Source organism: Bowmanella yangjiangensis (genome assembly GCF_017255015.1).
Lineage (GTDB): Bacteria > Pseudomonadota > Gammaproteobacteria > Enterobacterales > Alteromonadaceae > Bowmanella > Bowmanella yangjiangensis.
Genome location: NZ_JAFKCS010000665.1, coordinates 1 through 396, shown reverse-complemented (window position 1 = coordinate 396; position 396 = coordinate 1). Strand labels below are relative to the sequence as shown.

Genomic DNA, 396 nt, shown 5'->3' with positions numbered 1-396 from the left:
GACCAGACACCCCAGGCCACGGCGAACAGGGTGGCGAGGACGACCAGCAAGCGATTGGCGACCGACCAGCGGATGATGGCGGCGATCATTGCTCATGCCCTCCAGGCCCGGCCTGTTGTTCATCAAGCTTTTCCACGCGCTCGATGAACAGACCGTCGTCGCGCTGGGATACACCGACGCGAACGCGCTCACCGGCTTTCACTTGCGTCAGCAGCGCAGGGTCGCCGACCGGGAAGGGCATGGTCATGCCCGGCATGCCGAGGGACTTGAACGGGCCATGCGCCAGTTCGATCATGCCGTCGTCTATGCCGACAATGGTGCCTTCGGCCTCGTGCAGGGCCGGGGGCGTTGCGGCGGTCGGCCGAGGCGTATCGGCGGCGATGATGCCGCGCAGGC

The 396-nt window shown here is 66.7% G+C and carries 1 protein-coding gene; it reads right to left on the bottom strand.

The features are described from left to right. Positions 1-85: 85 nt before the first annotated feature. A partial coding sequence (locus J0A65_RS26165; protein WP_206597109.1) for a copper-binding protein occupies positions 86-396 on the bottom strand: 311 nt, incomplete at its 5' end.